A 24,891-nucleotide genomic window follows, 5' to 3' on the forward strand; every position below is an offset into this window, starting at 1 on the left:
TCTTTTATGCTTACTGTATATTTTATTTTTACAGTTAAAAGCTTTTAAATTGAACTGTGACTAAATATTTAAGGGGTGTATTTATAGAGATGGCCGATAAAATTCGATTTGAAAATGGGGATTGGGTACAGGGAAGGTCCAGAGAAGGAGAACTTATCCACGGCTTTGTTGAAATAGTTAACTCTAGTCGAGAAATTGTAAAAGTGAATGTGGTGGAAAGTGACAATGAAAAAGCGGTTGGAAAATCGATTTGGATTCCAAGTAAATGGACTGAAAAGCTTCCCGATTTATCAATTAGTAACGAAGCTCATCTTTTAACATTAATTGATTTGGCCTTACTTTCAAAAGATGAGGCGTGGTTTATGGAATTGTCCGAAAAATTAGCATCTATTAAAAAACATCCAAAAATGAATACTAGAAAATCTGAGTTTCTTATCCCAGGAAATAGGATTGGAAATCTGGATGTAAATAGATAAAGTAATTAAAAATATAGATTGATATTTTAATGGATAATATTAGAGGGGGAAATGATTATGTCAATAATGCATGTAACAGATCAAACTTTTGCTAGTGAAATTAAAGAAGGTTTAGTGTTAGTTGATTTTTGGGCTCCATGGTGCGGACCTTGTAAAATGATTGCGCCAGTGCTTAATGATATCGATGTTGAAATGGGTGATCAAGTTAAGATTGTTAAGCTTAATGTAGATGAAAATGCAGATACTACAAGAAAGTATGGAGTCATGGGTATTCCAGCACTTATTCTTTTCAAAGATGGAGAAATAGTGGATCAGGTAGTAGGTTATCAGCCTAAAGAAGCTTTAACAGAATTAATTGCAAAGCATGCATAATTTGATTCTGATATACAAGTTATTACCTGGATCTGTTCATTCCACTGCACAAGAAAAAATATAGCCAATCTTAACCAACACCTGTCACATGGTGAGATAACATAATTAAAATGGAGGAATACAACCAATGAATTCTAAATTTACACCATTATTTGAATCGTTTAATTTAGGAAAAGAGGTACATTTAAAGAATCGATTGGTTATGGCACCAATGACAAACTTCTCTTCGAATCCTGACGGTACAGTTACCGATGCCGAAATTAACTATTATGAACGCAGGTCAAGCGGCGTGGGTATGGTTATTACAGCATGTACCTATGTCACGGCAAATGGTAAAGGATTTCATGGTGAATTCGGCGGTGATCGGGATGATTTGATTCCGAGCTTACGACGATTAGCTTCAGCGATTAAAGCGAAAGGGGCAAAAGCAGTTTTACAAATTTTCCATGGCGGCCGCGAGGTTCCACCTGAATTAGTACCAAATGGCGATGTTGTAAGTGCCAGTAATATTCCTTCACAAGGCGATGGTAAACCTGTTCCACGTCCACTATCTGAACCAGAAATTAAATCGATTATTACTGATTTTGGAGAAACCACTCGACGTGCTATTGAAGCAGGTTTTGATGGTGTCGAAATTCATGGTGCCAATGGATACTTACTTCAGCAATTCTTTTCACCACATTCTAACCGTCGAGAAGACATGTGGGGTGGAAGTCTAGAAAAACGTCTAACTTTTCCAATAGCGGTTGTAGATGAAGTGAAAAAGGCAGTTGCTAAACATGCCAAAGAGCCGTTCATTGTGGGATATCGCTTTTCACCAGAGGAGCCAGAAACACCTGGAATCACTATGGATGATACACTGGTATTAATAGATGCCCTCGCAAAAAAAGATCTTGATTATCTTCATGTTTCATTAATGGATTTCTGGTCAACAGCTAGACGAGGAGCTGAGGCTAACCGTCCTCGAATAGAAATCATAAAAGATCGTGTAGGGGATTTAGTTCCTGTCATAGGTGTTGGCTCCATCTATACAGCAGATGATGCGATCAAAGCTCTTGAAACAGGGGTTCCTTTAACCGCATTAGCCCGTGAACTCATTATTGATCCTGACTGGGTTCAAAAAGTGGAGCAAGGCAGAGAAACAGAAATTGTTACTAAAATAAACAAGAATAATCAGCAGCAACTTGATATTCCAGATCCATTATGGCAAGCGATTATCAATTCTCCAGGATGGTTTCCAGGTGTTGAATAAAGCATAGTGGTATACCGAGTTACCAATTCGTATACCTAAACAAAAAGGCTGTCGTAAATACACGACAGCCTTTTTGTTTGCGGAAAACCAGATGAGAGTAGGGATTTTTCATTCAATTATCCCCAATACATTATTGAAATTGTACGTATAGTGTGGACAAAAAATTAGAATTAATATAAAAATAAGGATAACTCAAAACAAACAATCTTCTCAGGCTGATGTTATAGCGGTAGGAAATAAATATAGCTATATGATTACTTAGGGAAGTAAGTTCTTTTGAGTTATCCTCATATTTGGTTAATTGAAATTAAATCTCTCTTTAAAATGGAAATCTAATTCAAATAGATTGTTTTCATCTGTTAAATATTTATAATCGATATAGGTTTTTTCTTTCTTTGACATTTCATCTACAAATGGGGAGTAAGTACGGAAAAACATTTTGTTTTTCTTTTCATCGAATTCTACAAGTCTCAGCCAGCCATTCCCTCCTCGGTAATTTGCTTGATAATTGACTAGCATTTGAATGACATCGTTCCCCGCTGCGTTTTGTTTGACTTGGTGTGCTATCCCAAAATAATGTCCATTAACCGTCATAAACACTTGGTTGTAATCCTTTATAAGTTCATCCCAGATCAGTCGGCCGTTAGACGACTCAACGGCAACAGTTTTATTATTATCAACCTCAGGATAAATTACATCATGAGAAACGATAATAGTCGGTTTATCTTTATGTTGATTTAAAACATCTTTTGACCATTGCAAGTCTTTTTGAAGATTTTTCATATCAACTATTAAGACTAAGTATTCATAGCTTCCTGCTTTAACAATTGCATAAGAGCCATATCCCGAATCAGAAGAGCCCTTATAGTATTTTTTATTCGCAAAACGTTGCGGTCCATAATATGTTAAGAATGGATCTCCGTCAGCATAGTCATGATTCCCTGCAGCCATCATATAAGGAATTTCTTTTTTATCTATATAGGAAATGGCTCTAAGGGAATTCTGCCATTGCACTTTTGAATTACTATCGACAATGTCTCCAACAAATGTGTTCATTACAATATTGTTCTTCTTAGTGTTTTTTGCAATCCAATTCATTTGGCTATTAAATATCTCTGGATTCTGGCTAGAATATTTTTGCGTATCTGGGACAAATAGAAAATTATAATTATTTTTGTTTGTTAGAAATGGAATTCTATCGTTTGTTCCTTTGAATGGTTCGTCGTCTCGAGCATCTTGAACAAGCCATTCTTTTTCAGTCAAAGCCTCATTAGCAATTCGTATTTCTTGGATGTTACCTGCAAATAGTGCATCTAATTCATTTCCCCACTCAGATGCCCCGATATTCCAGCCTTTACCTTCTATAGTTGCAATGCCTACTACCTTTTCTGACTTTCCATAATCACTAATGCCATTTACAGTTAAAGTGGTCGTTGTACCGTCATTAACAACCGCCAAATGATACCATTCATCAGCATTTAAAGAACGAGACCAGTTTCCCACGTTATAGTTTAGATTAGAGGGATGACTTGTCCATTGAATTTCTTTATCACTAGATATAGATAGTGTAGTAAGGATTTCTTTCTCGCCTTCCACTTTATTAAGATCAGCAGCCTGCCCTTGTCTTGTTAAAATTCCCATCCAGCTATGTAAACGGTCTTCAAAATTATTTGGTAATTTAATTACAGCCTCGATTGTAAATCCTTTATCAAATTGCTCCTTATTAATAGGTGCTTCCTTGATTGTTTTGAAATATCTTCCTGAAGGGGCATTTTTGTAATTAGCGAATTGCAAGCTATCAACTTTTTCTTGATTATGATAATCTTCTTCAGACCATTTAATCATATTTTTTAATTCTGGCGAGGCTTGATCTCCAATCGTTACTAACTCTAAATCATTTCCTTGTTTACTTGCATCTTCAATAATTAAATTGCCTTTATCGATTGAACCGCTTTTCACATATTGTTTCGAAAATTTCCAATCTGCCACGATATTACTTCGATCTTTTTCAGCAACAGAATTTGAGGCAGCTGCCGAATTAGCAAAACCAGGAACAATCATACATAAGAGCGATAAACCAATAAATGCTTTTTTCATTCTCATAAAACATTCACCTCGTTAAATTTTTATAACATAATAAATGATATCAATTATAAATTTATTCTTTTATGAAAATAAGTAAAGGTTTTGTAAAAAACAAAAGCTGGTTCAGAAGGCTCTGCTTTTTGCTGCCATCTGTGATAGTCCACTTAGCTCTTTATAACTTATTAGATGGAATGAATAAAATAATGCATGATGAAAACTATAGGATTAAAAAAGACAGGTGATGAGAAGAAAGCCAAAGGAGACAAGGAATTATAAAGAAATATAGAGAAATTTAATATCAAATTTAGTTGCAACTTTGGAAGAAAAATATAAGAAGTCAAATTAGTATTTGATTTAATTTTTTATTATAAAATAAGTAAGTTTAATGGCTAAGATGCACCAAACTGCCATCTATCATTCAGGGATATAAATAAAAATAATTAGAAGCAAAAACAGGGAGCGGGTTATTCCCCCACTCCGTTTTCTTATTGTAAAGAATGAATAGTGCATAGCCTAGGAGTTCAATGCATTATGGATTTGCTGCTTAATTCCTATATCCTTACAATTTCTATACTCTTTATTGTTCAACTTCTTTAATGAAAAAAGGTATTCATTGTTATATATATCTTTGAAAACCCTCTTTAATCATAATTGTAATATAATGTACAAAAAAAGCAAAATAACAATTGGTTATTTTTTCTGCTTCAGGTAACAAGCGTAATGTCATATCTAAACGAATTGGTTTGCAACATTATTGAGCCATTAAAGAGCGGAAGTCGAGGGTAGTCCAATAGTACAGTTAGCTAATGACACTTTTCTAGAATTTATTGAAAAGCTTGTGATACATAGTACACGTTCGAGAAAAAGAAGAATGGTTAAATACAAAAAGGACATTGAGTAGTGTATTACATAATCAATGAATGATCTGTTTGTAATCACTAAACAAAATAAATGAAGAGGAGGAGATGACTGGATGCAGCCATTCAAACCAGGAACGAAAGTTGAAACAAATGAAGCGTATTACAATCATTTAAAAGAAAAGTAAATCGTATATCTGTAAGTACCAACTCCAATTTCCCAGAAGGAAAATACGATTGTACTTTGGGTTGAAGTAGGAACTAATAGACAATACGTATTTTGTATAAAAGCAATATCGCCAAAAGTATTTCAGATTGTTGATGTGAATCATTATGAATTTTGGAAATCCCTTTATAATCAATTATGTTATTGATTTTATCCTTCAATTTAAAGGGTGCTTTCCTGGAATATATTGACTTGATTTTAATGTGAATGTTATAGTAATATGGTAAAATATTCATATAGAAAAGAGGAACAATATGATTAACGAAATAGTTTGGGGCAGTCCAGGAAGCCTATTATGTTTAGGCTTTTTCTTTGCGGGTCTTGGTGTTTTTATTAGATTATCGAATATTAAAGGGAAGAAGTGAAAGCTACTACTTCAAAAGATCATTAATGTTTCGGTCTCTTTTAATCTAGCTTATACTTTGTGACCATTTACGGTAACAAAATTACTCTTAAACTATATACATTTTAACTAGTTAAAAAGAGCATCGAATATACGATGCTCTTTTATTTTTCCATCTAATACCTGTACTTATTAGGAAACATTTTATCGGTAAGGCTTTTCTGATGACAGTTTCTTGTCGTTATCTTACCTTTACATTTACTTAAAACTTTAACAGAAGCTAAAATAAAAGGGCATCAAGTGAGTATTGGCCAGCTCCTGTAATCGCTACACCAATCGCAACGGCAAGGATGGCAAGATTATATTCATAGCCATTTTGAGTTGACCAGTAGCCATTTGCTCCGTGAACTTTAACGATAGCAACCAGCATTGTAAGGGCAATTAAAATACCTGCGAGCGGTGTAAAAAGACCTAAAGCAAATAAAGCACCACCAATTAGCTCTGATAGACCAGCAAATAGAGCCATTGTAACTCCCGGCTTCATACCAATTGAATCAAACCAGCCGCCGGTGCCCTTTAAACCATAACCTCCAAACCAGCCAAATAATTTTTGTGCACCGTGTCCTACAAACGATAAACCAATTACTACCCGTATAACTAATAAACCTATACCAATCATATTTAATTCCTCCTGGAAATATTTTTAGATATCTTTGATTCGAGATATATATGAAAAAAATATTTACATTAATAAATAACGAATCTTTGGATATTATCTCGAATTAAATTATCTTTAATTAAAGATAATAGTTTATTACCTTTTTGTCAAACATAATTTTAGCGCGATAATATTATTTACTAAACTCAAGGGGCTATTTAGAAAAATCTTTTATCACACTTTTTTTGCTGTATTCGTTAACTAGTCATTATTAAATAAAACCATAAACTAGTTGTCCCAAATCCTCGAAACAGGATGTAGGAAGAATTGTTCAGGAACGATGAAAAAGAATAAAGGATAGTGGATAGAGGGGAGACTTTGTCAACCATTTTCAGTTCTAGTGTAAAGACTTGATGGAAATATTGAATGTTCCCAATAAAATAATGTATTCTAGATCTTTCTTTAGAAGGGGTACTATAACAACATCATGAAAAGGAAGATATAGTCTAAATTAAGAATTAGATGAGAATTGTGAGGAACTGCTGAATCATTAGTTCTTTAAAGCGATACCATCTTCACCAGCGGAACAGGGGTGCATCATCTTAGGCATACATCGTTAGAGAATCCTAGCGTATTTTATGGAATGTGGAAAGAATGAAAAGCACTAGAAAAACAAAAAGCGTTATCAACAGTATCGAAGTAATTCAGACGGTTAATTAGCACAAGCCAAGGTGTTTGATTAGAACTTCTTATAAGAATCAAAGAAAATTAGATCACCAACTTGTAAGCCCTTTTCTGGTACTCGTTTGCCTTGTTTAACGAGTGTGTCTGTAATTCCTATCGCCCACATGATACCATTCGATCTGAGCATGGCATATATGAATCCACTGCAATCAAAATGACCTTTTTCAATATCTTCTGGTAATCGACCTGCTCCACATATTCGGAAGGATCTTATTCAACAGGGAAAGTCCTAAATAAACCGGGTGAGCTATTATTTGAGCGAAATAGCAAGTCAGATACCGTTACACATTCATAGCCATTTTTATATAAATAATCCAAAGTTGTTTCTAGTGCTTTTACAGTTTGGGGACGATCGGTCCAATCATGCAAGAGAATGATGTCACCTGCTCGTAAGGATTTAATAATATGATTCGAAATTTTATTAGCTGCAGGTCTTTTCCAGTCTTGTGGGTCTTGACTCCAGGACCAAAGGACAACTTTAAACCCTTTTTTAACAGCTGTATTAATGATTAAATCGTTATGAAAGCCTCCTACAGGACGATATAGAGAAGGTTTATATTTGGCAATTTCCCAAATCACTTTATCTGTTTGATCTAATTCAGAGGATAATAAAACAGCACTCATATTTTTGTCATAAATATGATTATAAGTGTGATTAGCAATTTCATGACCTTCTTTTACTTCTCTCTCTAAAATATCGGGATAACTTTTCACTTTATTACCAGAAACAAAAAACGTTGCTCTAGCATTATATTTGGCCAATATATCAAGGATTTGAGGGGTGTATGAAGGATGGGGGCCATCATCAAAGGTTATTGCAACGATTTTCTCCTGGGTATTCCCTTCCCAAATAACATTTCCTGTTTTTTCGTAAACCTCCCGACTAGCGGTTGTAGCTTGAATGTAATTACAGTCGTAAAAGTAAAAAAGGATGAAAACTGAAAAAGCCAAAAATAAAGTTCTCAAAATAATGCCCTCCTGTACATGTATATACGACATAGTATATGGAGTTCAATTTTTTTTATTAAAATGAGCAAATTACTTCTTGGAAAGAGAAATTAGGGGAAAACAACAATTGTCTCATGATTTCTGTACCCGAAGATTCATCCATCTTAGCTGGATCCTTAGTTATTCTTGTTGTGGCAATCCTCGAATTGGCTTCCATTTCGATATAGAAACATGAAAGTATGTAATATCTTATAAAGAAACAAAAAATATGCCTTAGCTTACAAAGCGGTTGCCTATTTTTTTATGTTAATGGTTATAGAAAATGTTACTTAAGTGATTATCTACTAAGTGGAAATTGGAAGGGGGAACACGTAAAAAAGAGGGGAGAATGACTGCTAGCAAAAAGAATATAATGAAAGAAGTATTATTAATAGGAGATAAACTGGTAAGAAATTAATGGGATAATTAAAAGTCTATACCAGTTTTATAAAAGAGCTCATTATACTTATTTAATAATTGATCAAGCTGCTGGCTATATTCTATCGCAATCTTAGAGTTTAAGCCGTCTTTAGCGACAATATTGATAAGCTCATTTCTCTTTAATTCAATCTGTTCGAGAAACTCATTTTTTTTCGCCATTTATATATCCTTCCTGTACCCAACTTTTCTTAAGGTATCCTTTTATGAGCTAGTTGTAAATTTTGTATGAATATAACAATTATATAGGGTTGGTCTAATGAATTCAAATAAGTTACCTTAATGGTAATAAACAACAGTTAAACCCAATTTTTGTTATTTGGTTTTGAGTTTGTCATGAAATATTCACAGTTCCAAAAATGTATTTTTTTATCTTATTTGTTACAATGTTTATAGGTACTTACATAGGAGTGAGGGTTATTGAATGATATTAATATTTTCTTAGCTTTTGGAGCCGGTTTTTTGAGTTTTATATCTCCGTGCTGTTTACCGCTATACCCAGCCTTTTTATCTTATATCACTGGAATGAGTGTTGGTGAGATTAAATCAGAGAATGCCATGCTCCAAAGAAGGAGCATGTTGCATACTTTGTTCTTTCTACTAGGTTTTTCTTTGGTTTTTATTGCAATAGGGTTTAGCACTACATATCTAGGTTCTTTCTTCTCAAATTACAAGGAATTAATTCGTCAAATTGGTGCCATTTTAATTATCATTTTTGGGTTATTTATTGTGGGGGTCTTTCAACCAAAATCCTTAATGAAAGACAGCCGTTTCGAGTTTAAAAACCGTCCTAGCGGATATATTGGTTCGATTTTGATTGGTCTTGCTTTTGCTGCTGGATGGACGCCTTGTGCAGGTCCTCTTTTGGGTGCTGTTATCACTTTAGGTGCAACCAACCCAGGCGCGGCCATGAGCTATATGACTGCTTATATATTAGGATTTGCCATACCATTTTTCATTTTATCCTTCTTTGTCGGAAAATTGAAATGGATTAAAACATACAGCCAATATATTATGAAAATTGGCGGATATTTAATGATTCTAATGGGTGTGATTTTATTTTTTAATTGGATGACCAAAATAATTGCAGTCCTATCTAGACTATTCGGGGGATTTACTGGGTTTTAGTCCATGGATAAGTTAATTTTTAAAAATATTTTAATAGGATATTCTGTTGATGGTTCTTTATACCTGTTTTTGTGTAAATTTACTTAGATTGTTACATTAAATCATTTGATTTTAGGTCTTAAGTCAGATATCCTATACTTATTATTGAAAATTATCATTACATTTCAATACGATAAGATTTCGCTTTCTGTTGTTTGAAATGAGGAGGAACGGCTATGGCCCGAATATTAGTAGTTGATGATGCTAAGTTTATGAGAATGACACTTTCGAATATATTATCAAAAGCAGAACATGAAGTAATTGGTGAAGGTGAGAACGGGAAAGAGGCAATAGAATTATTTCGTAAACTAAATCCCGATCTTGTTACAATGGATATAACAATGCCAATCATGAGCGGGCTAGATGCCGTTAAAGAAATTAAGAAAGATTTTCCTTACGCAAAGGTTATAATGTGCTCAGCGATGGGACAACAAAAAATGGTTGTCGAAGCTATTGAGGCAGGGGCAAAGGACTTTATTGTAAAGCCGTTTGACGAATGCAGAGTAGTAGATGCTATCAATAGGGTGCTTGATTAAAACACTCTCCTTGTTTATCTGATTTAGGTAATATATACTTTGTTTAATAATTGAAGTGATATATAATTTTTCATGGTACTTACCTATTTTAGCTAAAAGGATGATAAAAATGATGATATATATATCAACAGGTATAGCGATTGTGATGGCTATGGGTGTTTTCATGTTTCGAATGAAGGAAACAAAAAAACCAGTGAATGAAAAAAAAATCATATTACCCCCACTCTTTATGAGTACGGGTGCTTTGATGTTTCTTTTCCCAATGTTTAGGGTCACTAGATACGAATTTCTAGAAGCTCTTGTAGCAGGGATGGTATTTTCTATCCTCTTAATTAAAACATCCAAATTCGAAGTTCGAAATGAACAAATTTATATTCTGAGGTCTAAAGCATTTATATTCATTTTAGTTGGACTAATGGTGATACGACTTGTTGCAAAGCTTATTCTGGGAAGTACAATTGAAGTTGGCGTGCTTAGTGGAATGTTTTTCCTTCTTGCTTTTGCCATGATTGTTCCATGGCGAATAGCGATGCTATACCAATACAAAAAAGTCAAAGCCGCCTACTTAAGCGAAAGTAATATGGTGTAAGTTTTAATTAAACTAAATATAACAAAAAACAACACCTGCCATTATGTCGGGTGTTGTTTTTATACAATGGATCCGAAAAAGGGAATTAATTCAAAGAAACATGTCAGGTTTTCCTGTGCACGTTTTTTTTGATATTTTCAAGGCTGAATCGTTGGCGTGGGACGCCTGAGGTGATAACATAACTTTAATCACAAATAAAGGAGATGTTTAGTAAGATGATAGATGAAGTCATTTTGGACGATGTATCACTGCATGTTACTGATTTTCATGCAGAAGTTATAAAAGATTCTGAAGGTAGAGAATTCAGAAAAGTCAGTTTTAATTTTGAGGTAACTAATAGTGAATATCATGATATAACAACACTGCTATATCAAATGGTATTTGATATAAAGATCCCTCAGTCAAACGAGGAATTTCGCGGAGAGATTTTTAACTATGCTACTTCGGTTACGAATCTTTATGAAGAAAATGCTGTGGGAGATTTTTCACTGGTCTTATTGGAAGTAAACGAACAAGAATGATTCTATTGCCAGTCTTGTAAAGATATGGGTTACTGTCTATAATACATAGTAACAATTATTCTATACATATGAGGTGGTTCTTTGCTTGGAGGCTGGTTTTTATGGTTTATTCTATTTTGGGTAGCCCTATTAATAATTTTGATGAGCATCGGTGGCTTTTTCATGTTTCGGAAATTCTTAAAAAGGTTTCCTAAAGAGGATGGAAAATCCGATATGGATTGGGAAGAATATTATTTGGACCAAACAAAGCACTTATGGTCAAAGCAGCAGAAGGATTTACTTGAAGATTTAGTGAGCCCTGTACCAGAACTTTTTCGTGATGTTGCACGACATAAAATTGCTGGTAAAATCGGTGAATTGGCGTTAAAGGAAAAAGCGGGAGATATTACAGAAGATTTAGTAATACGTGGCTATATCATTGCCACGCCCAAACGTGATCATAAATTTTTACAAAAAAAATTAGCTGAACGAAAAGTAAATATGAGTCCATATGAACATTTATTTAGCTGATATTAGGAGAAGGTAGACTCTTTAGAGTGTGCCTTTTTTTGTTTGAAAAAAGATGTGCTTCAAATCATGGTAAAAATTAGAACGTTTGTACCCAATCCATGCTATCCTTTCAATTTTTGATATAATAATAGTAAGTAAAAATGAGGACGGAGTGAAACTATGAAATTTATCCATACGGCTGATTGGCATTTAGGGAAAATTGTTCACGGGGTACATATGACAGAAGATCAAAGACATGCACTCCTGCAATTTATTGAAATAGTAGAAGAAGAGAAACCGGATGCAGTTGTGATTGCCGGTGATTTATATGATCGTTCTGTTCCACCGACGGAAGCGGTAGAGCTTCTTGATGAAATTCTTTATACCATTAATGTGAAAATGAATACACCGATCGTTGCGATATCGGGAAATCATGATTCGGCGGAGAGGCTGTCATTCGGTTCATCCTGGTATCGTCATAGCCAGCTATACATTCATGGGAAATTGACAAAAACATGTGAACCGGTCCGTATTAAGGGCGTGAATTTTTATTGTGTCCCATATGCAGAACCTGGGACCGTTCGCCATCTTTTTGAAGATGAAAGTATTCATTCTCATCAAGAAGCAATGAAACGGATAACTGGAACTATTGCGGAAACATTCAATCCGAATGAACCAAATGTTTTCGTTGGACATGCCTTTGTATTAGGTGGTAAAACGAGCGATTCAGAACGTGTTTTGTCAGTAGGCGGTTCTGGGTGTGTTTCATCTGATTTATTTGATGCGTTCGATTATACGGCACTTGGACATTTACATAGCCCAGATGCGATACGCCATCCAAAGGTATATTACTCCGGCTCACTATTGAAGTACTCTTTTTCTGAGGCCAAGCAAAATAAGTCGTTATCCATTGTCGAGATGAAAGAAGATGGCAACTTCGATATGCGTTATCGATCTTTGATGCCTAAGCTTGATATGAGGGAACTGGCAGGCACAATGGAAGAGTTACTTGACCCTGCTTTTTTTCAATCACAAAAAATAGATGACTATTTAAAAATAACACTAAATGATGAGGGATCACTCATCGATCCGATTAATCGCTTACGCCAGGTCTACCCGAACGTACTTCACCTAGAGCGGAAATGGGATTTGGCTGACCTGAGAAGAAAAAAATCTTTTTCTTCTGTAAAGGATGAACGAAAGTCCGAATTGGATTTGTTTGAAACGTTTTACCAAGAGATGACAGATCGAGACTTTGATTCTCAAAAGCAAGATTTGATGGTTTCGGTAATTGAAGCTGTGAAGAAAGAGGAGGCTTTAAAATGAGACCTCATATTTTAACGATGCAGGCATTCGGCCCATATGCCGGAAGAGAAACTATTGATTTTAATACCCTTGGAGAAAGAACTATGTTTGTCATTTCTGGAAAGACGGGTGCAGGGAAAACAACGATTTTTGACGGGATTAGCTTTGCGATATATGGAAAAGCAAGTGGTGAAGATCGAAGTGGGCAAGATTTACGAAGTCAATTTGCCGAAGATGATATGTTGACGGAAGTCTCGCTACAATTTACACTGCGTGGAAAAACATATTTGGTAACTCGTTCACCACAACAGGAACGAAAGAAGAAATCGGGCGATGGCACGACGACAGTTGGTGCGAAAGCTGAATTATATGAGCTGTTGCCAGAAGGCAAAAAACTGCTAGGTGCCAATGTACGCGAGGTTGAAGAGAAAATCAAATTACTTATTGGACTTGATGCCAATCAGTTTCGGCAAATTCTGATGATTCCTCAGAATGAATTCAGAAAACTGTTAACATCCGACAGTAAGGATAAAGAACAGATACTTCAGAAATTATTTCATACCGAACTTTATAAACGAATAGAAGAAAAATTAAAAGAAGAAGCTTCAATTCTTAAAAAGAAAAGTGAAAGAAGTGCACAGCGGCGAATTGAATTAATGAAAGGAATCAAGCCGGGTAATCATGAAGGACTGCAGGAACATTTGGAGGCAGAAGAGCCAAATGAACAACAGATTTTGCCGCTCTTACATTCTATTATTTCGGCAGCAACAGAAAGAAGTCAGTATGCTAGCAAGCAAATACAGGAAAAGCAAGAAGCTCGAGATCAAGTTAACCAAGAGCTTTCAAAAGCGGTGGATTTGTTAAATAGGTTTACTGAAAAAGAAAGGCTGAGAAGGGAAAAAGAGATCCTTGAAGCGAAAAAACCTGAAATAGATGAAGTAAAAGAACAAATTAAAATGGCGCACAAAGCGGCTTCTCTAGAAAAGCAAGAGCAATATTATTTGCGGATTGGTAAACAAGTACAAGATGTAACTACAGAACTTCAAAAATTAAGTGAGCAGGAAGAGAAGGTAATGGCTGAGCGGATTAAGAAACAAGATTCCTATGAACAGGAATTATTGAAGGAAGACGAAAGAGAACGGGCGGTTCGAAATGTGCATCAGCTTGAGCAGGTAAAAGATGCTGTGATGACATATGCGAGTTTAAAAGCGCAAGTTCTTTTAGATGAAAAAGAGTGGCAGACTAGTAAGCAGCTTCGTGAAAAAAATGTATCAGAGCATAGTTCAATTGAAGCGGAAGCAGAAAAAGTTGGTCTTGAAAAATCAGAAGCGGAAAATGCAGCCTTTCTTTATAGTGATATGGAAAGAGAAGTCGAAAAAAATCAGCATTTGTTATTAGAAATGAAAAAGCTTCAAGATGTTCTTTCAGAATCACAGGGCACAAAGAGGGTGTTGGATGAAAAGAATAACCGGTTCCAAGTGCTTCTTGAAATTCAGCTTCAGGAAAAGGAAAAACTAGAGGCTCTTAATCAAAAGTGGCGCGCTGGTCAGGCAGGGATGCTAGCGTCCATGTTGCACACTGGTGAAAATTGTCCTGTGTGCGGATCGGTGAGTCATCCTAAACCCGCCAAAATGCATGATGAGATGCCATCGGATATGGAATTGAAACAGCAGGAAAACAATCTGAAGTCTGCAGATCAACAAAAAAGTCAAGCTGAAAGTGAATATTATCAAGCGGAATCAAAGTTCAATACACTAATAGAGTCCTCTCAAGAAAAATTGGCTGACTTACAACAGGGTTTGCCACAGCTTTCTTTCGATCAAATTGATGCTTACTTGAATCAGTTCGAGCAAAAAGGAAAAGAGCTGCAAGAACAGTTACGGATATTGAGGCTTAAGAAGGCCGCGTTTAGTGAATTGGAAAGAAGGTTGCTTGAATTAAAAGAGAAAGCAGTCCACCTAAAAGCGAATAGAATATCTTTAGAAGAAGTAGAAGATCAAGTCAAAACCAGGTATATTGAAAATTCTACAAAGCTTAAAGGATTAACCGATTCTATGCCAGAAGGAATCAGGACTGAAGAAGAATATACTGCAGCATATCAAGCGGCCGTCAAAACGCAGAAACGTTTACAAATTGCATTAGAAGAAGCACGAAAAAATCTTCAAATGGTTAAAGAAAAAGAGTCGGGCATCAATGCGAAAAAAGAATCACTAACTGGAAATATAAAAGCCTTAAATCGTGAATTAACAGAGGAACGGGAAAAGTTGATTACGGATATGACCAAACAAGGATTTGCCAATTATAAAGAATATACAACAGCCAAAAAGTCAGAATCGGCTCTCGAATATATAGAGAGTCAAGTTCTGCAATACAATCAAAGTTGGCAAAGCGTTCTAAGTCTATTTCATGATTTGGAAATGAAATTAAAAGATGTGGTCAAACCGGACCTTGAAGGGTTGAAAAAGACTTTTGAATTCATAGATCTTGAATTGGAATTGTTACGCAGAAATCAGAATGAATTACTGGCTGACAAGCAAATTAACGAAGAAATTGAACGGAAACTGGAGCTAATAAGGGAAGAGCAGAAAAGTCTAGATGAAAGGTACAGTATCGTTGGTCATCTGTCCGAGATTTCTAAAGGTCAAAACTCCTTCCGTATTACTTTTGAACGGTATGTATTGGCGGCCTTTTTAGATGATATCCTAAAAGAAGCCAATCTAAGATTGTTGAAGATGACTAGCGGTCGTTATCAGCTTTTACGAAAACTGGACCCAACGCGAAGGAATATTCAAAGCGGTCTGGAGTTATCTGTATATGATCAATATACGGGCCAGGAACGGCATGTCAAAACGCTTTCAGGAGGCGAAAGCTTTAAGGCGTCGCTTGCACTTGCTCTAGGGCTTGCCGATGTTGTCCAGCAGAATGCAGGTGGCATATCACTTGAGACTATGTTCATTGATGAAGGTTTCGGTACGCTTGACCCTGAATCACTCGACCATGCGATTGAAGCATTAATGGATATACAGAGCACCGGAAGATTGGTTGGCATTATTTCTCACGTTCCAGAATTAAAGGAACGAATCGCTGCCCAGCTTCAAGTCATTTCTACACAAAAAGGAAGTCGAACTTCATTTTACTTTGCGGGCTAATCAAGATAAAAAAAGAATGGCTAAGGAAGCAGGCAGCTTCCTTAGCCATTCTTTTTATTATGAAGAAAGAAAACTACTCAATATTAATATCGTCAGCTGTTTTTCCGGGGGAAAACTTATGGATGCGAATCACCAATAACGGATTTGAAAATTCCGCGGTAATCCTACGTGAGCAAATTGAAAAGGGGAAGGGGATTTTCCTCTGTGTGGGTAATGTATCCGCTTTATTTTCAAGAAAGGGTTTATGATTATCGTCAACGATGATCGATAGCTCATTATCACTTAGGCATACTTTAATATCTTTAACATCATGATTTTCTAAAACCGCTTCCACCATATACTCATCTTCACTTTCGTATATATCAATTGAAAATAGTTGATGATCCAACGCACTTGTCTCCGGGTCCAGAAAAAACTTTTTCACCCATTCATCAAACTTTTCAACCTCATTCATTTGCGATCCATGTAAATTGTCTTGCATGTTGATACCCCCGGTTTTTCCTTTGTATGTATTATATGTTTGAAGTATGAAGAATGGTGATTGAAAAAAATAAAAAGTTATGACATAAAGTTCACAATCTGAAAACGAGTTAACTATAAATATATCCTGTTGGTCTTTTGTTAGAGGACAACCTAGTGTGAGTCTAAAAGGGGAACTTTAGAGAGATGCGAAGTAACAATCAGGTAAAATGAAATAAAAAGCATACCAATGAAATTAGACTACTTCAGTCTCAAGAAAACAGAGATAAAGTAGCCTGAAATAATTTTTTTGTATTTTTTCTTTATACTCCTGGATTACTTACTTCTTTAAATAAAATACCATGATTTAGAAAGAACGATTCATTGCCTTCGTATGTTCAGACCCGTTATATCCCAATTTTGCAGACATGCTTTGACTCGTTTCCATCACATTTTTAACGAGGATATTGAGTCTTTCAGGTGTCAAATTAAAACTTACAAAACCAATACTTATGGCACCTGAAACTTCTCCAAAAAAATTCAAAATTGGGGCAGCGACGGAAGATGTCCCTTCAGTTCTTTCACTGGATACAATTTTATATTATACATCTGGATTAGTTGAACAATTGCCCCCTGCAATTAATGCTCTAGGAATGTTTATTTTACAAATGCTCATTAATTTTGTTGTTCCATCTGGAAGTGGACAAGCTGCACTCACCATGCCAATTATGACACCGTTAGCAGATTTAGTCGGTATGTCAAGACAAACCGGGATGGCTTATCTAATATGATTTTTCCTACTTCCGGAGTACTATTGGCCGGTTTAGCAGTAGCAGGGATACCTTTTACCAAATGGGTGAAATGGATCTTTCCGTTTTTCCTAATTCAAATGGCCGTATCGATAATCTTTTTAATTATTGCCCAGGCTATTAAATATGGTCCTTTTTAACGTAAAATATGAAATAATAAATAAATATATATATATAAGGAGGTCTTTCATTAATGAAGACAATGGAAAAGGCGATTATGAATCAGGTAATTTCATGGAGGCGCCATATACATGAAAACCCCGAGCTTTCCTATCAAGAGCATAATACATCTGATTATATTTACAATCTATTAAGTACATTTCCAGGATTAGAAGTAACGAAACCAACAGAAACAAGTGTATTGGCAGTATTAAGAGGATCGAAGAAAACTGATCAGAAAAACTATACCATTGCGTTTCGTGCAGATATAGATGCATTGCCTATTCAAGAAGAAGCTGATGTGGACTTTAAATCGAAAAATCCAGGAGTTATGCATGCCTGTGGACATGATGCACATGCTGCCATGTTATTGGGTGCTGCAAAGATTCTTTCTGAAAAAAGGGAGGAGATTTTTGGGGAAATCAGATTTATCTTTCAACATGCTGAAGAATCCTATCCAGGAGGGGCATCAGAATTAGTGAAAAGCGGTATCATGGAAGGAGTTGACTATGTATTCGCTCTTCATGTTTCACCTTATGAACGAAAAGGGACAATTTGTATCAAAGATGGGGTATTCTGCGCGGCTGCTGATGACTTTGAAATTAAAATAATTGGCCAAGGAGGACATGCTTCTACTCCTGAATTAACAATCGACCCATTAATCATTGCAGCTGAAATCACAACCAATCTTCAACATATTATCTCTAGAAAACTTTCTGCACTTAAAGCTCCCGTGATTTCCGTTACTACATTTCATGCTGGAAGTGCTCTAAATGTAATACCAGAATATGCAGAGCTTGGCGGGACAATTCGATCTCTAGATGGAGATAGTCGCGTAAAATCTAGAGAATATCTAGAGAAAATTGTAAAAGGGATTACTGATGCACATGGAGCAAGCTATGAAATCAATTGGTTATTAGGTTATCCTGCTGTGGTCAATAACAAAACAGTAGTAGACATCTCTCGGGAAATTGTAGAAGAAATTTGCGGGAAAGATAACCTGATAAACGTCGAACATCCAATGTTTGGGACTGAGGACTTTTCTGCCTACTCCGAAATTGTTCCAGCTTCGATGCAATTTATAGGTGTTCACAGTGAAGAAATAGGAAAAGCGTATCCGCTGCATCATCCTAAATTCAAGATTGACGAAAGTGCCTTGCAATACGGAGTAGAATATTTCTTAGGAGTTGCAAGGAAATTGTGTGTGCACTAAATAGGAATCAATAAGTAGAATATAAGCTATTAAAAATGACCAATTCATATTTGAGTTGGTCATTTTTTTGATTAATTAGCCATTTGATCTTAATCAAATATTCCATCACAAAGAATTTAAAACCTAGATATTATCAATTGAAATAGCTGTACTAGTGTTTAACCTGAACCAGTCTATTAAGATATTTAATTATTGAAAAAACAGTATAAAAATCTTAATAAATATATTAATTTAAAAAATTTACCAAAAATAATTGCAATTCTGAAAATTCCATAGTATATTATGTAATATAAACGGAAGTAAATAAAACGTAATACTAAAACTAAGGAGTGTTGATGAATGAGTACAGCAGTTGAAACTAAGAGAACGCTTACAATCCAAAAGAACAAAGAAACTGGGGTTGCAGAGGTACATCTTCATATTAACAAGACGAATGCTTACACACTTGATTTTTACAAAGAGTTAAATGAGGCAATTGATGATATTCGTTTTGATCCAGAAATGAAGGTAGCTGTGTTAATGAGCGATATGCCTAAATTTTTCTCGGTGGGGGCAGATATTAATTTCCTTAAAGCTGCTGATCCCGTTTTTAAAACACAATTCTGCTTGTTCTGTAATGAAACACTTGATAAAATTGCTCGTTCACCGCAAATCTGGATTGCTTGCCTAGAAGGCCATACAGTAGGTGGAGGTTTGGAAATGGCGATGGGCTGTGATCTACGCTTTATGGGTGATAAAGCAGGGAAAATTGGTTTACCAGAAGTTAACCTTGGGGTCCTTGCTGGGACAGGCGGTACACAACGTATGGCTAGGTTGGTTGGCCACTCAAAGGCAATCGACTTGAATATCACAGGAGAATCGATTTTACCTCAGGAAGCTAAGGAAATTCGTCTGGTTGACCGGGTTTACCCACAAGAAGAAATTCGTGAAAAAACATTGGAATATGCCAAAAATGTCGCCAGTAAAGCAAGTTATTCAGTCACTAATATCAAGCTTTCGATTATGAATGGTAAAGAAATGCCATTAAACGCGGCGATTCGTTACGAAGGAGAAATACAAAATCTGTTATTCCGTTCTGAGGATGCTAAAGAAGGTTTGGCTTCATTCCTTGAAAAGCGTGAACCACAATGGAAAGGTAAATAATAAATTTACCCTTTGAAAAAGCGATATCGGTTTCTGCCGATATTGCTTTTTTAATACCAATGCTAAAAGAAAGGGTGAAAAATATAATGGAAGAAACTCATTTAAAAAGACGCATAAACGAAACAAAATTTCAAATCCAATGGGGTGATACAGATCGAGCAGGGATCGTCTATTATCCCAATTATTATAAATGGTTCGATTTAGCAGGTCATAATTTTTTTCGCTCGATAAATATGAGTCCTAAATATTTAGAAGAAGAAAAAAAAATTATCATTCCTTTACTAGAAGCAAAGTGTACATTTGAAAATCCCCTATACTATGACGATGAAGTGACAGTGTACACCCATGTGGAGGAAATGAAAACGAAGACAATTCGTTTTCATCATGATGTATTTTGTGGAGAGAGAAGGACTGGCCATGGCTATGAAATTCGCGCTTGGACTTCTATTGAGGGCGATAAGTTTAAGGCGGTGCCAATTCCTGAAGATATTAAAAGATTATTGAAAGTTAGATGATAGTTTAATATTGGATAATCCTCTAACAAGTTTGAAAATTGAGCTAATTTAGATTACATTAAGAAGAAAAGGCTTTATGAGAACAGGAGAATCAACATGAAACCAAGGTCATTATTGTATACTCTTTTTGGTGATTTCGTTCAATTTTATGGAGGGGAGGTATGGATTGGCACCCTTATTAAAATGATGAATCATTTTGGTATTTCTGAATCATCTGTACGCGGTGCCATTTTACGACTCGTACAGCAGGATCTAATAATTGGGCGGAAAATAGGCAATAAAAGCTATTATTCATTAACACCAAAAGGAAAGCGCAATATGGATGATGGTGTCAAACGTGTTTATACAATCAGGAATCATCAATGGGATGGTTTATGGAGAGTGGTAACCTACTCAATTCCTGAGGAAAAACGTGTGCTTCGAAATCAAGTACGTAAGGAATTGAGTTGGACTGGTTTCGGGCTTATGTCTAATAGTATTTGGGTCAGTCCTAATCCATTAGAAAAACAAGTGCTAACCCTCATGGATACATATGATTTAAAGGACTATTTAATTGTATTTAGTTCGAGCCAAGTCATCACTCATACTAATGAAGAGATTTTACGCACTTGTTGGGATTTAAAAGAAATAAACAAAAACTATTTAACCTTTATACAGCAATATGAATCGAAGCTTCATGACATGCAGCAGGCTGTTTGGGAAGATACCATTTCCAATGAGCAATGCTTTTATGAACGAACCAAGATTGTACATGAATACCGGAAATTCCTTTTCCTGGACCCCGGTTTTCCGCTTGATTTACTGCCTGATGATTGGCATGGAATAAAGGCTAGGGAGTTGTTTTGGAATATCCATCAACTGACTTCAGTCAAAGCAGTGAAATATTTTGAATCGATAATGGAATATCCGCCTGATAAAGCAGGTTATGTTAATCGTGAGAAAGCAATCAACCCTTTTTCAGAAATCTATCATGATTAATTAGGAGGAGAGGTTTTATGCCAAAAGTTTATGTTACAAAAAAAGATAGTATCGCTTATGTCATATTAAATCGACCTGAAGAGCTAAATAGTCTTGATTATGGGTCGTTAAAGGAATTGAATGAAATTGTTCTGACCTTAAGTAACGATTTAACAATAAAAGCGGTGGTTTTTTCCGGAACTGGTATGAAAGCTTTTTGTGCTGGAGCTGATTTGAAAGAGCGAAAAACATTGTCAGAGCAAGAGACACGAAGAAATGTTTGTCTAATTCGCGATGTTTTTAATAGAATAGAAGACTTGCCGCAGCCTACAATAGCGATGATTAATGGATATGCACTTGGAGGTGGCTTGGAATTAGCCCTTGTCTGTGATTTTAGATTTGCGGTATCGGAGGCGCAGCTTGGTTTAACTGAAATAAACTGGGCTATCATTCCAGGCGCAGGCGGAACACAGCGTTTACCGAAGCTGATTGGCATTTCGAAAGCCAAGCAACTTATTTATAGCGGTAAAAAGCTTAATGCCATCGAGGCGAAAAATATTGGATTAATTGACGAAACCTTTGATGACCAGGAGTCACTTGAGGCCTATACACTTGAATTCTTGGAGCCGATATTGCTAAAAAGTTCGATTGCACTCCAACAAGCAAAATATGCAATTAATAAAGGGCATGCTACTGATTTGCGAACAGGGATTGCCATCGAATCAAAGGCCTATGAGTTAACAATAGGGACTGGGGATCGAAAAGAAGCATTACTCGCCTTTCAAGAAAAACGGGACCCAGTTTTTAGGGGGTCCTGACAATGGCTGTGCTTTCAGGAAATCATCAACAAATAACAGATTATTTAACACGTATCGGGATACCTGTACCGTTCCCTATGAAGTATGTCTATTGTTATATATTCCGCACGAGAGAAGAAATCATATTAATTGATGTTGGTTTTCCAACAACAGACGCGAAACAGTATTGGGAAGAAGTCTTTGAAGAGTTGTCTATAAATCCAACAGATATATCAAAGATTATCCTGACTCATTTTCATCCTGATCATTCAGGATTAATTAGTTGGATGCAACAAAAAACCGGTGCACATGTATATATGAGCAAAGAAGAAGCTAAGATGATTAAAACTGTTTTTGGCGGTAGCACGAAGCAGGCTGAGGCTACATATGAATTATTTCAAAAGCATGCTGTTCCAGAGCCATTGTTGACGAAAGTTAAAGAGAACGTATTGTTTCTTTCAAATAAAGTAAATCCACTTCCCGAAATTAATAATTTCAATGAATCACAATTAGATAGTCCTGATGGAAGATGGGCCGTCCATAAATATAGTGGACATGCTGAAGGACATCTATGTTTTTATCATGAAAGTCAGAAAGTTATGTTAATAGGCGATGTTGTCTTGAATCGAATCACTCCGAATATTAGTCTTTGGCCCAACTCTGATCAAAATCCCTTAGCTAGTTACTTTTCAACTTTGCATTGCCTTGTTGATCAAGATATAAGCATTGCTTATCCAGCCCATGGAACACCTATTGAAAATCTCGCACAGAGAGCTAAGGAAATCATTGTACATCATAAGGAACGTTTAGCGACTATTTTAACCATTTTGGAAACGAATCAAGTAACTTTTGAGATTACAGAGAAGCTGTTTCATCATAAAAAGCTTACTGATCATCAGTGGCGATTCGCCATTGCGGAAACATTAGCACACCTGGAGTATCTAGTGGAATCAGAGAGAATTCATAAAATCTCAACAAATGGTACGTTCCAATATAAATTATAAGGATTAAACGAGATGTATTAATGTACATCTCGTTTATTTGTTTTCTGAAAAATCTGATAAAGTATTGACTAACCATATAAAGTAAATTATTATATTACTTATATAAGACGATAGTTTAAAAAACATAATATGATAGGAGAGGGAGATATGGCAATATCTGCGAATGATTTGATGAGCAAGGTCCAATCTGGGTTTGTGGTGGAGAGATTAGAAGATATGGATGAAAATTATAAAAAGGCACTGAAACAAACTCTGATGATAGTTGGGGATACAGAGCTATTAAGTGTGCCACCACTTCTGACTGTTTACAAAGATGCTCCTAATTTAAATTACAAAATCACAGCACTTGCTGTTATGCAGGATGAAATTGGGCATGCGCATATTGCCTACAGGTTATTAAAGGATTTAGGAGAAGATGTTCAATCTTTGTTATACAAACGTCCGCCAAATAAGTGGAAAAACCCATTTGCCTTTGATTTTAAATTAAATAATTGGGTTGAACTCGGTGTGTTTAATGGATTGTTTGACCGTGCAGGTTATACCCTTTTGGGAGATGCACACCAGCATACATCATACGGACCATGGAAACGTGCGTTAGTCAAAGTAGATAAAGAGGAATTATTCCATTTGAGAAACGGCGAAATTATCATGAAGGCAGCTATGAAAGAACCGGAAACGGCTAAGCAGGTCCAAGAAGCAATTGATTGGATGTTTATAATGTCACTGGAATTCTTTGGTGTAGCGGATAACTTAAAAAGTCGTTCATCCCAGCTTGATTATAAGTTGAAAGGAAAAACAAATGATGAACTAAGGCAAAAATGGATGTCAACGGCTATCCCTTTCTGTGAATCTCTTGGACTTAATGTTCCGGCCCAATACAACGAAGAGACTGGGAAATATGATTTGCTTGTTCCCTTTCCTTGTAAATTCGATGTTGAAAATAAGCGATGGAAATATGATGAGCCAGATACATGGGATAATGTCATCCAGCGCTTTAAGCAGAGAGGTCCGCAAAATCAGGAATTTGTTAATCGAATTCAAAAAGGATATCAACAACTTGAAGAATATCGAAATGAGGCGATCTAGATGGAAAAGGTTTTTTATAAAGATCCCGTTCTTATCAATGTCTTACAAGACGTTACTGATCCTGAATTTCCAATAAGCATTGTTGATATGGGATTAATTTATGGGGTAGAAAAACAAGAAAATAAGGCGCTTGTTACGATGACTTATACTTCAACAGGCTGTGGGTGTATGCAATGGATTGAAAGCGATATCAAAAATCGACTGCTTCAAGAAGAGAATATAAATACAGTGGAAATTGAAGTGGTTTGGAGTCCTGCCTGGACGGTCGATCAAATGAGTGAAGCAGGTAAACAAAAATTAAAGACTTGGGGGGTTAGTTCTAGATGAATAATAAAGCAGGTAAACAGTTTGAATATAATGTGTTTTCCAGAATTAATCGAGGTGATGATTTAATGCATATTGGAACCGTCGAGGCCAGCAGTGATGAGTTGGCGCGTGTTTATGCACGATATATTTACGACGAAGAAAAATGGGTGGAAATGTATATAGTCAAGAGGGAAAATATGATTTGCATTAGAGAAGTAGAACCATTTTTTAAGAAAAGGGTGGTTTAAT

At 35.8% G+C, this 24,891-nt stretch carries 26 protein-coding genes and 1 pseudogene; 20 read left to right on the forward strand and 7 right to left on the reverse strand.

Going from position 1 to position 24,891, the window contains the following annotated elements; all coding sequences use genetic code 11:
* Positions 1-89 precede the first annotated feature (89 nt).
* From NST21_RS10550 to NST21_RS10560, 3 genes are all read left to right on the forward strand, one after another.
* Positions 90-476 carry an IDEAL domain-containing protein gene (locus NST21_RS10550; protein WP_056523812.1) on the forward strand — a complete coding sequence of 129 codons (387 nt, stop codon included), beginning with the start codon at positions 90-92 and terminating at the stop codon, positions 474-476.
* A gap of 57 nt (positions 477-533) precedes the next feature.
* A complete protein-coding gene (gene trxA / locus NST21_RS10555; protein WP_252432379.1) occupies positions 534-848 on the forward strand; it encodes a thioredoxin in 315 nt (104 codons plus the stop codon).
* 127 nt (positions 849-975) lie between these two features.
* Complete coding sequence (locus NST21_RS10560; RefSeq protein WP_340889034.1) at positions 976-2,100, forward strand: NADH-dependent flavin oxidoreductase; 1,125 nt, start codon at positions 976-978, stop codon at positions 2,098-2,100.
* A 297-nt stretch (positions 2,101-2,397) separates the two neighbouring features.
* On the opposite strand, the gene NST21_RS10565 is transcribed toward NST21_RS10560, so the two are convergent.
* The 5 genes from NST21_RS10565 to NST21_RS10580 form a co-directional block, all read right to left on the reverse strand.
* Positions 2,398-4,203, reverse strand: a complete 1,806-nt coding sequence (locus NST21_RS10565; protein ID WP_340889036.1) for a LamG-like jellyroll fold domain-containing protein — start codon at positions 4,201-4,203, stop codon at positions 2,398-2,400.
* 1,688 nt (positions 4,204-5,891) lie between these two features.
* Positions 5,892-6,290 carry a DoxX family protein gene (locus NST21_RS10570; RefSeq protein WP_053345524.1) on the reverse strand — a complete coding sequence of 133 codons (399 nt, stop codon included), beginning with the start codon at positions 6,288-6,290 and terminating at the stop codon, positions 5,892-5,894.
* A gap of 718 nt (positions 6,291-7,008) precedes the next feature.
* Complete coding sequence (locus NST21_RS28785) at positions 7,009-7,227, reverse strand: NlpC/P60 family protein (RefSeq protein WP_377376156.1); 219 nt, start codon at positions 7,225-7,227, stop codon at positions 7,009-7,011.
* Complete coding sequence (locus NST21_RS10575; protein ID WP_445670591.1) at positions 7,224-7,964, reverse strand: polysaccharide deacetylase family protein; 741 nt, start codon at positions 7,962-7,964, stop codon at positions 7,224-7,226. The genes NST21_RS28785 and NST21_RS10575 overlap by 4 nt, the downstream gene beginning before the upstream one ends.
* Positions 7,965-8,426: 462 nt before the next feature.
* On the reverse strand, positions 8,427-8,600 hold the full coding sequence (locus NST21_RS10580) for an aspartyl-phosphate phosphatase Spo0E family protein (protein WP_340889037.1): 174 nt from the start codon (positions 8,598-8,600) through the stop codon (positions 8,427-8,429).
* A gap of 258 nt (positions 8,601-8,858) precedes the next feature.
* Between NST21_RS10580 and NST21_RS10585 the strand changes: the two genes are divergently transcribed.
* The 7 genes from NST21_RS10585 (at position 8,859) to NST21_RS10615 (ending at position 16,194) form a co-directional block, all read left to right on the forward strand.
* A complete protein-coding gene (locus tag NST21_RS10585) occupies positions 8,859-9,566 on the forward strand; it encodes a cytochrome c biogenesis protein CcdA (RefSeq protein WP_053345525.1) in 708 nt (235 codons plus the stop codon).
* Positions 9,567-9,781: 215 nt separating this feature from the next.
* Positions 9,782-10,141 (forward strand): response regulator, encoded by a 360-nt coding sequence (locus tag NST21_RS10590; RefSeq protein ID WP_056523519.1) that lies wholly within the window; start codon positions 9,782-9,784, stop codon positions 10,139-10,141.
* 109 nt (positions 10,142-10,250) lie between these two features.
* Positions 10,251-10,730 carry a CcdC family protein gene (locus tag NST21_RS10595; protein ID WP_223305315.1) on the forward strand — a complete coding sequence of 160 codons (480 nt, stop codon included), beginning with the start codon at positions 10,251-10,253 and terminating at the stop codon, positions 10,728-10,730.
* A gap of 215 nt (positions 10,731-10,945) precedes the next feature.
* Positions 10,946-11,251 carry a DUF3219 family protein gene (locus tag NST21_RS10600; RefSeq protein WP_340889040.1) on the forward strand — a complete coding sequence of 102 codons (306 nt, stop codon included), beginning with the start codon at positions 10,946-10,948 and terminating at the stop codon, positions 11,249-11,251.
* A gap of 81 nt (positions 11,252-11,332) precedes the next feature.
* Entirely contained in the window at positions 11,333-11,761 is a 429-nt protein-coding gene (locus NST21_RS10605) for a DUF2621 domain-containing protein (protein WP_053345530.1), read from the forward strand.
* 159 nt (positions 11,762-11,920) lie between these two features.
* On the forward strand, positions 11,921-13,066 hold the full coding sequence (locus NST21_RS10610; protein WP_056523513.1) for an exonuclease SbcCD subunit D: 1,146 nt from the start codon (positions 11,921-11,923) through the stop codon (positions 13,064-13,066).
* Positions 13,063-16,194, forward strand: a complete 3,132-nt coding sequence (locus NST21_RS10615; RefSeq protein WP_340889041.1) for an SbcC/MukB-like Walker B domain-containing protein — start codon at positions 13,063-13,065, stop codon at positions 16,192-16,194. Before NST21_RS10610 ends, NST21_RS10615 begins: the two co-directional genes overlap by 4 nt.
* 73 nt (positions 16,195-16,267) lie before the next feature.
* Here NST21_RS10615 and NST21_RS10620 read toward each other — a convergent pair whose 3' ends face one another.
* A complete protein-coding gene (locus NST21_RS10620) occupies positions 16,268-16,675 on the reverse strand; it encodes an Hsp20/alpha crystallin family protein (RefSeq protein ID WP_053345533.1) in 408 nt (135 codons plus the stop codon).
* A 345-nt stretch (positions 16,676-17,020) separates the two neighbouring features.
* Entirely contained in the window at positions 17,021-17,197 is a 177-nt protein-coding gene (locus NST21_RS10625; protein ID WP_235569679.1) for a hypothetical protein, read from the reverse strand.
* A 40-nt stretch (positions 17,198-17,237) separates the two neighbouring features.
* Between NST21_RS10625 and NST21_RS10630 the strand changes: the two are divergent.
* The 10 genes and pseudogenes from NST21_RS10630 to NST21_RS10675 all read left to right on the forward strand — a co-directional run.
* Positions 17,238-17,602, forward strand: a pseudogene (locus tag NST21_RS10630) (YfcC family protein); the annotation flags it as partial.
* 53 nt (positions 17,603-17,655) lie between these two features.
* Positions 17,656-18,834 carry an amidohydrolase gene (locus NST21_RS10635; protein WP_340889044.1) on the forward strand — a complete coding sequence of 393 codons (1,179 nt, stop codon included), beginning with the start codon at positions 17,656-17,658 and terminating at the stop codon, positions 18,832-18,834.
* Between the two features lie 339 nt (positions 18,835-19,173).
* A complete protein-coding gene (locus NST21_RS10640) occupies positions 19,174-19,977 on the forward strand; it encodes an enoyl-CoA hydratase/isomerase family protein (RefSeq protein WP_340889045.1) in 804 nt (267 codons plus the stop codon).
* A gap of 86 nt (positions 19,978-20,063) precedes the next feature.
* Positions 20,064-20,492, forward strand: coding sequence for an acyl-CoA thioesterase (locus tag NST21_RS10645; RefSeq protein WP_057219234.1), 429 nt, complete (start codon positions 20,064-20,066; stop codon positions 20,490-20,492).
* A 96-nt stretch (positions 20,493-20,588) separates the two neighbouring features.
* The gene (locus NST21_RS10650; protein ID WP_056523501.1) at positions 20,589-21,470 is read left to right on the forward strand and encodes a PaaX family transcriptional regulator; all 882 of its coding nucleotides are present in this window, start codon (positions 20,589-20,591) and stop codon (positions 21,468-21,470) included.
* Positions 21,471-21,487: 17 nt separating this feature from the next.
* Positions 21,488-22,267: an enoyl-CoA hydratase-related protein gene (locus NST21_RS10655; RefSeq protein WP_340889046.1), complete on the forward strand. Its 780-nt coding sequence runs from the start codon at positions 21,488-21,490 to the stop codon at positions 22,265-22,267.
* Positions 22,268-22,269: 2 nt separating this feature from the next.
* A complete protein-coding gene (locus NST21_RS10660; RefSeq protein ID WP_340889049.1) occupies positions 22,270-23,250 on the forward strand; it encodes an MBL fold metallo-hydrolase in 981 nt (326 codons plus the stop codon).
* A 147-nt stretch (positions 23,251-23,397) separates the two neighbouring features.
* The gene (locus NST21_RS10665; protein ID WP_340889050.1) at positions 23,398-24,336 is read left to right on the forward strand and encodes a Phenylacetic acid catabolic protein; all 939 of its coding nucleotides are present in this window, start codon (positions 23,398-23,400) and stop codon (positions 24,334-24,336) included.
* Positions 24,337-24,663 carry a metal-sulfur cluster assembly factor gene (locus tag NST21_RS10670; protein WP_340889051.1) on the forward strand — a complete coding sequence of 109 codons (327 nt, stop codon included), beginning with the start codon at positions 24,337-24,339 and terminating at the stop codon, positions 24,661-24,663.
* On the forward strand, positions 24,660-24,890 hold the full coding sequence (locus NST21_RS10675) for a hypothetical protein (protein ID WP_340889054.1): 231 nt from the start codon (positions 24,660-24,662) through the stop codon (positions 24,888-24,890). Before NST21_RS10670 ends, NST21_RS10675 begins: the two co-directional genes overlap by 4 nt.
* The last annotated feature ends 1 nt before the right edge of the window (position 24,891 follow it).

It is taken from the genome of Peribacillus sp. FSL K6-1552 (assembly GCF_038005205.1).
Classification (GTDB): Bacteria; Bacillota; Bacilli; order Bacillales; family DSM-1321; genus Peribacillus; species Peribacillus butanolivorans.

Coding starts and splice junctions, on each gene's coding strand:
- NST21_RS10590 (WP_056523519.1), top strand. CDS start 9,782: ATGGCCCGAATATTAGTAGTTGATGATGCTAAGTTTATGAGAATGACA.
- NST21_RS10595 (WP_223305315.1), top strand. CDS start 10,251: ATGATGATATATATATCAACAGGTATAGCGATTGTGATGGCTATGGGT.
- NST21_RS10645 (WP_057219234.1), top strand. CDS start 20,064: ATGGAAGAAACTCATTTAAAAAGACGCATAAACGAAACAAAATTTCAA.
- NST21_RS10615 (WP_340889041.1), top strand. CDS start 13,063: ATGAGACCTCATATTTTAACGATGCAGGCATTCGGCCCATATGCCGGA.
- NST21_RS10655 (WP_340889046.1), top strand. CDS start 21,488: ATGCCAAAAGTTTATGTTACAAAAAAAGATAGTATCGCTTATGTCATA.
- NST21_RS10550 (WP_056523812.1), top strand. CDS start 90: ATGGCCGATAAAATTCGATTTGAAAATGGGGATTGGGTACAGGGAAGG.
- trxA (WP_252432379.1), top strand. CDS start 534: ATGTCAATAATGCATGTAACAGATCAAACTTTTGCTAGTGAAATTAAA.
- NST21_RS10600 (WP_340889040.1), top strand. CDS start 10,946: ATGATAGATGAAGTCATTTTGGACGATGTATCACTGCATGTTACTGAT.
- NST21_RS10660 (WP_340889049.1), top strand. CDS start 22,270: ATGGCTGTGCTTTCAGGAAATCATCAACAAATAACAGATTATTTAACA.
- NST21_RS10580 (WP_340889037.1), bottom strand. CDS start 8,600: ATGGCGAAAAAAAATGAGTTTCTCGAACAGATTGAATTAAAGAGAAAT.
- NST21_RS10610 (WP_056523513.1), top strand. CDS start 11,921: ATGAAATTTATCCATACGGCTGATTGGCATTTAGGGAAAATTGTTCAC.
- NST21_RS10670 (WP_340889051.1), top strand. CDS start 24,337: ATGGAAAAGGTTTTTTATAAAGATCCCGTTCTTATCAATGTCTTACAA.
- NST21_RS10665 (WP_340889050.1), top strand. CDS start 23,398: ATGGCAATATCTGCGAATGATTTGATGAGCAAGGTCCAATCTGGGTTT.
- NST21_RS10635 (WP_340889044.1), top strand. CDS start 17,656: ATGAAGACAATGGAAAAGGCGATTATGAATCAGGTAATTTCATGGAGG.
- NST21_RS10650 (WP_056523501.1), top strand. CDS start 20,589: ATGAAACCAAGGTCATTATTGTATACTCTTTTTGGTGATTTCGTTCAA.
- NST21_RS10675 (WP_340889054.1), top strand. CDS start 24,660: ATGAATAATAAAGCAGGTAAACAGTTTGAATATAATGTGTTTTCCAGA.
- NST21_RS10640 (WP_340889045.1), top strand. CDS start 19,174: ATGAGTACAGCAGTTGAAACTAAGAGAACGCTTACAATCCAAAAGAAC.
- NST21_RS10570 (WP_053345524.1), bottom strand. CDS start 6,290: ATGATTGGTATAGGTTTATTAGTTATACGGGTAGTAATTGGTTTATCG.
- NST21_RS10620 (WP_053345533.1), bottom strand. CDS start 16,675: ATGCAAGACAATTTACATGGATCGCAAATGAATGAGGTTGAAAAGTTT.
- NST21_RS10560 (WP_340889034.1), top strand. CDS start 976: ATGAATTCTAAATTTACACCATTATTTGAATCGTTTAATTTAGGAAAA.
- NST21_RS10565 (WP_340889036.1), bottom strand. CDS start 4,203: ATGAGAATGAAAAAAGCATTTATTGGTTTATCGCTCTTATGTATGATT.